Source organism: Hydrocarboniphaga sp. FW305-C-57 (genome assembly GCF_058783045.1).
On sequence record NZ_JBYSYG010000020.1, the window covers coordinates 74,059 to 81,775 of the forward strand.

Here is a 7,717-nt window from a genome sequence, read left to right on the forward strand (position 1 = left end):
GTTGCGGGGCGATGGATAACGCACCCGTTCTCAGCGCGAATGCTCGCCGAGAGGTTCGTCGCAAAACTTTTCGGTTCGATGGGCGCGGCCGATGGCGCGATGGGCGGGCAGCGGCGTCCTGGCGGCTGCGGGCGTCTGGGAGATGGCGTCCCCGGCGGGAGTTGAACCTGCGACCTCACGCTTAGGAGGCGTGCGCTCTATCCAGCTGAGCTACGGGGACATGGCCCTAGTTTAACGGGGCCGGTCGGCTTACATGAAGTCGTTGACGCGATATTCCACTTCGTCGTCGGCCGAACGCTCGTCGTAATCGATGTCGACCTCCACCGGGTAACCGAGAGTCTGCTCATAGCGAGCCTCGATCTCATCGGCCTCGCGCGCGTGGGCCTGATCGAGAATGTCGAACAGCCCGCTGAGCGTCGGCAGCGATCGGGCCGCCGCGTCCGAGAGGTACTCGCCGGTGACCGCGTCGAAAGCCTGCGCGACGACACCGCCCCGCACCTGGATCACGTAGCGCCCGGCGCCCGCGGTGTCGCCTGAACTCAGGCAATAGCAGTCTTTGGTCAGGGTGAACTGATAGTCCTCGATCCGGGCGGCGGTCCATTTCTGCCGGGCGGCTTCGAAAGCCTCGCGATCGAGCGTGTCCTCGTCATCGTCGCCGCCACCGCTGCAGGCGCCGATCGCCAGCATCAGGAGTGCGATGCCGGCACGCAGGCCGCTGCGAAGAAAAGCTGCGTTCATGGTCCCTCCACGTCATCGCCATCCGATGGCCAAGAACCCGGCCCTACTTGAGCACCTGGCCCAGAAAACTGCGCAGGCGCTCGCTCGATGGGTCGGTGAAGAACGTCGACGGCGGCTGCTCGCACTGGATCTGGCCGGCGTCCATGAAGATCACGCGGTTGGCCACTGCGCGCGCAAAGCCCATCTCGTGCGTGACCACGCACATGGTCATGCCTTCGCGTGCGAGGTTCTTCATGACGTCGAGCACCTCGCCGACCATTTCGGGGTCGAGCGCGCTGGTGGGTTCGTCGAACAGCATGATCGCCGGCTGCATCGCGAGCGCCCGCGCGATCGCCACGCGCTGCTGCTGGCCGCCCGAGAGCTGGTCCGGATACACGACGGCCTTCACCGCGAGGCCCACCTTGGCGAGCAGCTTTTCGGCCCGCTCGCGCGCCTCGACGGGCGAGCACTTGAGCACCTTGATCGGGGCCAGCATCACGTTCTCGATCACGGTCATGTGCGGGAACAGATTGAACTGCTGGAACACCATGCCGACGTGCGTACGCAGCCGGTTCAGGTCGGTGCCGCGCGCATGCACGGAAATGCCATCGACGATCACTTCGCCGGCCGTAATCGTCTCCATCGCATTGAGCGTGCGCAGCAGCGTGCTCTTGCCCGAGCCGCTCGGACCGACGATGCAGACGACCTCGCCTCGGCTCACCTGCAGATCCACGTTTTTGAGCGCCTGCGTGCCGTTGTCGTAGCGCTTGTCGACGCCGGTCGCTCTGATCAGCACCTCCTGGCCGGGCTCAGTCATGCGCCATCCTCTTCTCGAGCCGGCGCACCAGCCACGACAGGCTGCCCGTGAGCAGCAGATACATGATCGCGACCGTGAACCAGACTTCGAACGGCCGGAAGTTGGAACTCACGATCTCGCGCCCGGCCTTGGTCAGGTCGGTCAGCGCCATCACCGAGACCAGCGACGAATCCTTGATCAGGTTGATGAACTGCCCGGCCAGCGACGGCAATGTCTTCTTGAGCGCCTGCGGCAGGATCACGTAACGCATGGCCTGCGCGTAGCCCATGCCGAGACTGCGCGCCGCCTCCATCTGCCCCTTGGGCACGGACTGGATGCCCCCGCGCACGATCTCGGCGATGTAGGCGCCCGTGAACACCGCGAGCGCCGCGACGCCCGCCGTGAACGCCGAAAGCTTGAGCACCGTGCCGATGAAGAAATAGACGATGAAGATCTGCACGAGCAGCGGCGTGCCGCGAATGAGCTCGACGTAGGTCGACGACAAGCGCTTGGCGGCCGGGTTGTCGGCCACGCGACCGAGCCCGGCGACGAGCCCGAGCACCAACGCGAACACCAGCGACACCGCCGAGAGTTTCAGCGTCATCCACAGGCCCACGAGCAGAATGCCCGGCTTGAGCCCGGCCTGATACGCGAGCAGATCGTCGCGGAACACCAGGTCTCCGCTCTCCGCGTAGGTGTCGGCGAAGTCAGTGTAGGTCTGCTTCTGCTCGCCCTCGTATTCGGTGAGCGTGAGCGACTTGCCGTCTTCGGCGATCGTCACGTAGCCGTCGAACGGAGCGCGCAGCTCCTGGCCCGTGGTGCTGACGAGATACTGCGGAACGTCGGACCAGTTCCAGTCGTAGTTCACGCGCGTCGACATCGCGTAGATGCCGCCGATGATCAGCGCGATGATCGCGAAGTAGACGGCGGTCCAGGCGCGGCGGTGGGCGGGGTTAGACATGCCGGCCACCGGTCGACGCTGTGGAGTTGGTCCTCTCTCCCGCAAGCGGGAGAGAGTCCCGCCGAAGGCGGGGAGAGAGGGTTAGCCCGAAAGGAGCCGCGTCCTCTTCGTTGCAGCCCCTCTCTCCCCTCGCCGTCGCGAGGGACTCTCTCCCCCACGCGGGAGAGAGGAACGGCGCTGCGAGTACACAATGACCAAGGCTCATCTCAATTCACCAGCTTGAGCCAGGCCGTGCGTTCGAACCACTTGCCATACAGCGCATCGTAGGCCTTGTCGCGATGCGCGCCGGCGAGGAAATCGTTGAGCCAGGCATGCCAGCGCGGATCGTTCTTGCGGATCGCCCAGCCGAGCTCCTCGCGCGTGAACGGCTTGGAAAGGTGCGCGAGCGTGCCTGGATTGCGCGCCATGTAGACCGCGTTGTACGGCAGGTCGTAGACGAAAGCGTGGGCGCGGCCGCTGCGCACCTGCAGCAGGGCCTCGGCCTCGGTCTCGAACTTCATGATGTGCGCGCGCGGCATGTATTCGGCCGCGGCCGTGTCGCCCGTGGTGCCGAGCTTGGTGACTACCGTGAACTCGGGCTTGTTCAGATCGTCGACGCCATGCACGGTGGCGGCGAGCTTGGGCTGCATGATCACGCTCTGGCCGATGATGATGTAGGGGTCGGCGAAGTCGACCTGCTTGGCGCGGTCCTCGGTGATCGTCATGCCCGACATCAGCACGTCGAACTTGCCCGTCAGCAGCGCCGGAATGATGCCGTCCCACTGCGTATTGACGAGCGTGAGCCGGACCCCGAGCTTGCGCGCCATGAGCTTGGCCAGGTCGACGTCGAAGCCGATGATGCCGCCGCGCTTGTCACGCATCTCGAACGGCATGTAGCCCGCTTCGAGCCCCACGCGCAGCTCGCCGCGCGCCTTGATCTCGTCGAGCACCGATGGCCCTGACGGCGTCGAGGCGCCCTGCCCCCAGGCCACCGCGGCGGGCAGCCACAGCAGCGCGGCGCACAGCGCCAACAGGCCTCCCCGCAAGCCTCGTCTCATGCAACTCTCGATCGAATCCTGGAATCAACCGGTCAAGCCTAGCATCGGACATGCCGGATCGTGACCCGGTGATTCCACCCAGGCGGTGGCGATCCACCTCGCCTACCATGCGCCGTCATCCCGAACGTCATCGCCATGGCCGATCATCGTGCCGCGTTGCAATGGATAGACGAGCAGTTGCCCGCCCAGCGCGCCGAACTGCTGCAACTCTGCGCCATCAATTCCGGCAGCTTCAATGCCGCGGGCGTCGATGCAGTGGGCGCGCGCATGCAGGTGCTCTACGCGCCGCTGCAGGCGCAGGCCGAACGACTCGCCCTCGCCGCCTACCGCTCCACCGCCGACGACGGCAGCCAGCGCGAACGCCCCATCGGCCACGCCCTGCGCCTGCGCAAGCGGCCCGAGGCGCCGCTGCAGGTGTTCTTCTGCGGGCATATGGACACGGTCTACGCGGCCGACAGCCCGTTCCAGCACACCACCGAACAGGGCGCCGATCACCTCAACGGTCCGGGCGTAGCCGATCTCAAGGGCGGCCTGCTGGTGATGTGGGCCGCGATCGCCGCGCTCGAACGCTCGCCGCTGCGCGATCGCATCGGCTGGGAGGTACTGCTGAACCCGGACGAGGAAATCGGTAGCCGTGGCTCGGCCCCGCTGCTCGCCGAAGCGGCTCGGCGCAACCATCTGGGCCTGATCTACGAGCCCGCCTACGCCGACGGCAATCTCGCCTCCGCGCGCAAGGGCAGCGGCAATTTCGACCTGATCGTGCACGGGCGCGCCGCGCATGCGGGCCGCAATCCCGAGCAGGGACGCAACGCCATCGCCGCGAGCGCCGAACTCATCGGCGCGATCCACGCGCTGAACGGTCAGCGCGAAGGCGTCACCTTGAATCCGGGCTACGTGCGCGGCGGCGGGGCGCTCAACATCGTGCCGGATCTTTGCATCTTCAAATTCAACGTCCGCACCTCGCAGCCCGCCGACGAATGCTGGCTGCAGGATCAGCTCGACCTGCTGCTCACGCGGCTCAATGCGCGCGAGGGGTATCGCGTGGAACTGCACGGCGGCTTCACGCGCCCGCCGAAGGTCTTCGACGAGCGCCACCAACGGCTCGCCGAGATGATCCGCGACTGCGGCCGCGAGCTGAATCTCGAGCTGCAGTTCAAGCCCACAGGCGGCTGCTGCGACGGCAACAACCTCGCCGCGCACGGCTTGCCGAACATCGACAACCTCGGCGTGGTCGGCGGCGAGATTCATTCGGAGCGCGAATGGATGCGGGTGTCGAGCCTGAGCGAGCGCGCGAAGCTGTCGGCGCTGTTGCTGCTGAGGCTTGCGAGCGGGGAGTTGGTTTGGAAGTGAGTCATTTCACCGACGGAGTGCGCGCATTCTCTCAGCAGCCCCTCTCCCGGTCCTTCGGACCACCCTCCCGCAAGCGGGAGAGGGGACACGCACGGAGCGCGCTCTACCGACGGCGATGCGTTAGCAAGCTGCCGTTCCTCTCTCCCGCTTGCGGGAGAGAGTCCCGCCGAAGGCGGGGAGAGAGGGTCACTATCCGATACGCGCCGCTCTCCAATCCATGCAATCGGAACACCGACCGTCCATAACTAAACCATGAAAGTCATCCGCCCCATCCGCCCCGACGATCTCGACGCGCTCGTCCACATGGCGCAGACCGCCGGCGCGGGCTTCACTTCGCTGCCGCCCGACAAGGATTTTCTCGGCAAGAAGATCGCGCTCTCCGTGCAATCCTTCGACGCCGACGTGAAGACCGCCGGACACGAGCGCTACATGTTCGTGCTCGAGGACAGCAGCACCGGCGAGATCGGCGGCTGCTGCGCGATCGAAGCGGCCTGCGGGCTCGACGAGCCTTTCTACAACTATCACGTCGGCGTCACCGTGCACGCGAATCGCGAGCTCGGTGTCTACAACCGCATTCCGACGCTGCATCTGTCGAACGACTACACCGCCACCTCGGTGCTCTGCTCGCTGTATCTGCGCCCCGAATTCCGCAGCGGTGGCGCGGGGCGTCTGCTGTCGAAGTGTCGCTTTCTGTTCATGGGCAACTTCCCTGCCCGCTTCTCGGAGAAAGTGATCGCCGAAATGCGCGGCGTCTCCGACGAGAAAGGCCAGTCGCCGTTCTGGGAAGGGCTCGGCCGGCACTTCTTCAGCATCGATTACGAAGCCGCCGAGCACATCGTCGGCATGGGCAACAAAGCCTTCATCGCCGAACTGATGCCGCCGCATCCGATCTACTCCGTTCTGCTGCCGCCCGAAGCGCAGGCCGTGATGGGCCGCGTGCATCCGCAGACCGCGCCCGCGCTGCACCTGCTCGAGCAGGAAGGGTTCCGCTATCAGAACTATGTCGATATCTTCGACGGAGGCCCGACCGTGGAAGCGCCGCTCATGGACATCCGCTCGATCCGTAAATCGCAGTTGCTGCCCTGCCAGATCACCGCCACCAGCAGCGGCAGCCCGCATCTTATCGCCAACGATCGCCTGCATGGTTTCCGTTGCGCGCTCGCACAGCTCACGCCTGGCGAGACGGGCGTGAACATCAGCGCCGAACTCGCGCAGGCGCTCGGCGTCCAGGCCGGCGAATCCGTTCGCGTGGTGGCGCTATGAGCTCGGGTTGGCTGTTCATCGATGGCCAGCGCCACACCGGCGGCGGCCCCGAATTCGTGAGCCTGGATCCGGCGACGATGGACGCGGTCTGGGAAGGCAACGCCGCCAGTTCCACCGACGTGCAGCGCGCGATGGACGCCGCACGCGCCGCGTTCAAGCGCTGGGGCCGCACGAGCTTCGCCGAGCGCGAAGCGATCACGCGCAAGTTCGCCGACAAGCTCAAGGCCAACGCGGAATCGCTTGCGAGCATCATCAGCCAGGAAACCGGCAAGCCGCTGTGGGAGACGCGCACCGAAGTCACGACCATGATCAACAAGGTCGACATTTCGGTGAAGGCCTACCACGAGCGCACGGGCTCGCAGGACGGACAAGTTGGAGCCGTGCGCACCGCGTTGCGTCATCGCCCGCATGGCGTCGTCGCCGTGTTCGGGCCTTACAACTTCCCGGGGCACTTGCCGAACGGCCACATCGTGCCGGCCCTGCTCGCCGGCAATTGCGTGATCTTCAAGCCCAGCGAGCTCACGCCGCGCGTGGCCGAGGAGACCGTGAAGCTCTGGGAGGAGGCCGGCATTCCGCCCGGCGTGCTGCAACTGTTGCAAGGCGAGCGCGCCACCGGCGAGGCGCTCGCGCAGCATCACGATCTCGACGGCCTGTTCTTCACGGGCAGCTCGCGCACGGGCCTGCTGCTGCAGCAGCAGTTCGCCGCGCATCCGGGCCGCATCCTCGCGCTCGAAATGGGCGGCAACAATCCGCTGATCGTCGGCGAACTCGGTCAATCTCCGGGCGATCTGAAGGCGACGGTCTACGACATTCTGCAATCGGCCTATCTGTCGTCGGGCCAGCGCTGCACCTGTGCGCGGCGCCTGTTCGTGCCCAAGGGCAAGAGCGGCGATGCGCTGATCGAAGCGCTGGTGACGGCGATCGGCAAGATTCGCATCGGCGCATGGGACGACGACCCGCAGCCGTTCATGGGCCCGCTGATCTCGGTGCGCGCGGCCGACCAGTTGCTCGCCGCGCAGACGCAGCTGATCGCGCAGGGCGCGCAGGCCATCGTGACGATGAAGCGCCTGCCGCTCGGTGCGGCCTTCGTCTCGCCGGCCCTGCTCGACGTGACCGCCATCGAGCATCTGCCCGACGAGGAATATTTCGGCCCGCTGCTGCAGCTGATCCGCTACGACAAGTTCGATCAGGCGATTAGGCTCGCCAACCGCACGCGCTACGGGTTGTCGTCCGCGCTGCTGTCGGATTCGGCCGCGCAGTGGGAGCAGTTTTCGCTCGAGATCAAGGCCGGCATCGTCAACTGGAACCGCCAGACCACGGGCGCCTCGAGCGCGGCCCCGTTCGGTGGCATCGGGCAATCGGGCAACCATCGGCCGAGCGCGTATTACGCGGCCGATTACTGCGCGTATCCGGTGGCGATGATGGCGGCGGATCGCAGCGAGTTGCCGAAGGAACTTGCGCCGGGGGTTGAGGTGGGGTGAAGGAACAGGCCGGCTGGGGCTGTTGGTTTTTCGGGCAGCCCCTCTCCCGGTCCTTCGGACCACCCTTGTATGTTTATCCCCCCAACGAGCCCGACCACCCTCTGGATCTGAA

At 66.0% G+C, this 7,717-nt stretch carries 7 protein-coding genes and 1 tRNA gene; 3 read left to right on the forward strand and 5 right to left on the reverse strand.

Annotated elements, in window-relative coordinates:
* Nucleotides 1–143: 143 nt before the first annotated feature.
* The 5 genes from AC3WUM_RS24685 to AC3WUM_RS24705 all read right to left on the reverse strand — a co-directional run bounded on the left by AC3WUM_RS24685 (nucleotide 144) and on the right by AC3WUM_RS24705 (nucleotide 3,511).
* A tRNA-Arg gene (locus AC3WUM_RS24685) sits at nucleotides 144–220 on the reverse strand.
* 29 nt (nucleotides 221–249) lie between these two features.
* Entirely contained in the window at nucleotides 250–738 is a 489-nt protein-coding gene (locus AC3WUM_RS24690) for a DUF6174 domain-containing protein (protein ID WP_492413934.1), read from the reverse strand.
* 43 nt (nucleotides 739–781) lie between these two features.
* Nucleotides 782–1,534: an amino acid ABC transporter ATP-binding protein gene (locus AC3WUM_RS24695; protein ID WP_492413936.1), complete on the reverse strand. Its 753-nt coding sequence runs from the start codon at nucleotides 1,532–1,534 to the stop codon at nucleotides 782–784.
* A complete protein-coding gene (locus tag AC3WUM_RS24700; RefSeq protein WP_492413938.1) occupies nucleotides 1,527–2,474 on the reverse strand; it encodes an amino acid ABC transporter permease in 948 nt (315 codons plus the stop codon). The genes AC3WUM_RS24695 and AC3WUM_RS24700 overlap by 8 nt, the downstream gene beginning before the upstream one ends.
* A gap of 206 nt (nucleotides 2,475–2,680) precedes the next feature.
* Nucleotides 2,681–3,511 (reverse strand): transporter substrate-binding domain-containing protein, encoded by an 831-nt coding sequence (locus tag AC3WUM_RS24705; RefSeq protein ID WP_492413940.1) that lies wholly within the window; start codon nucleotides 3,509–3,511, stop codon nucleotides 2,681–2,683.
* Nucleotides 3,512–3,646: 135 nt separating this feature from the next.
* Between AC3WUM_RS24705 and AC3WUM_RS24710 the strand changes: the two genes are divergently transcribed.
* The 3 genes from AC3WUM_RS24710 (at nucleotide 3,647) to astD (ending at nucleotide 7,605) form a co-directional block, all read left to right on the forward strand.
* Entirely contained in the window at nucleotides 3,647–4,861 is a 1,215-nt protein-coding gene (locus AC3WUM_RS24710; RefSeq protein WP_492413942.1) for a hydrolase, read from the forward strand.
* 252 nt (nucleotides 4,862–5,113) lie between these two features.
* Nucleotides 5,114–6,124 (forward strand): arginine N-succinyltransferase, encoded by a 1,011-nt coding sequence (gene astA / locus AC3WUM_RS24715; protein ID WP_492413943.1) that lies wholly within the window; start codon nucleotides 5,114–5,116, stop codon nucleotides 6,122–6,124.
* Nucleotides 6,121–7,605: a succinylglutamate-semialdehyde dehydrogenase gene (astD, locus tag AC3WUM_RS24720; RefSeq protein ID WP_492413945.1), complete on the forward strand. Its 1,485-nt coding sequence runs from the start codon at nucleotides 6,121–6,123 to the stop codon at nucleotides 7,603–7,605. Before astA ends, astD begins: the two co-directional genes overlap by 4 nt.
* Nucleotides 7,606–7,717: the final 112 nt, after the last annotated feature.

Excerpts from the sequence above, each read along its gene's own strand:
- AC3WUM_RS24705 (WP_492413940.1), bottom strand. The coding sequence starts at position 3,511 with ATGAGACGAGGCTTGCGGGGAGGCCTGTTGGCGCTGTGCGCCGCGCTG.
- astA (WP_492413943.1), top strand. The coding sequence starts at position 5,114 with ATGAAAGTCATCCGCCCCATCCGCCCCGACGATCTCGACGCGCTCGTC.
- AC3WUM_RS24710 (WP_492413942.1), top strand. The coding sequence starts at position 3,647 with ATGGCCGATCATCGTGCCGCGTTGCAATGGATAGACGAGCAGTTGCCC.
- AC3WUM_RS24700 (WP_492413938.1), bottom strand. The coding sequence starts at position 2,474 with ATGTCTAACCCCGCCCACCGCCGCGCCTGGACCGCCGTCTACTTCGCG.
- AC3WUM_RS24690 (WP_492413934.1), bottom strand. The coding sequence starts at position 738 with ATGAACGCAGCTTTTCTTCGCAGCGGCCTGCGTGCCGGCATCGCACTC.
- AC3WUM_RS24695 (WP_492413936.1), bottom strand. The coding sequence starts at position 1,534 with ATGACTGAGCCCGGCCAGGAGGTGCTGATCAGAGCGACCGGCGTCGAC.
- astD (WP_492413945.1), top strand. The coding sequence starts at position 6,121 with ATGAGCTCGGGTTGGCTGTTCATCGATGGCCAGCGCCACACCGGCGGC.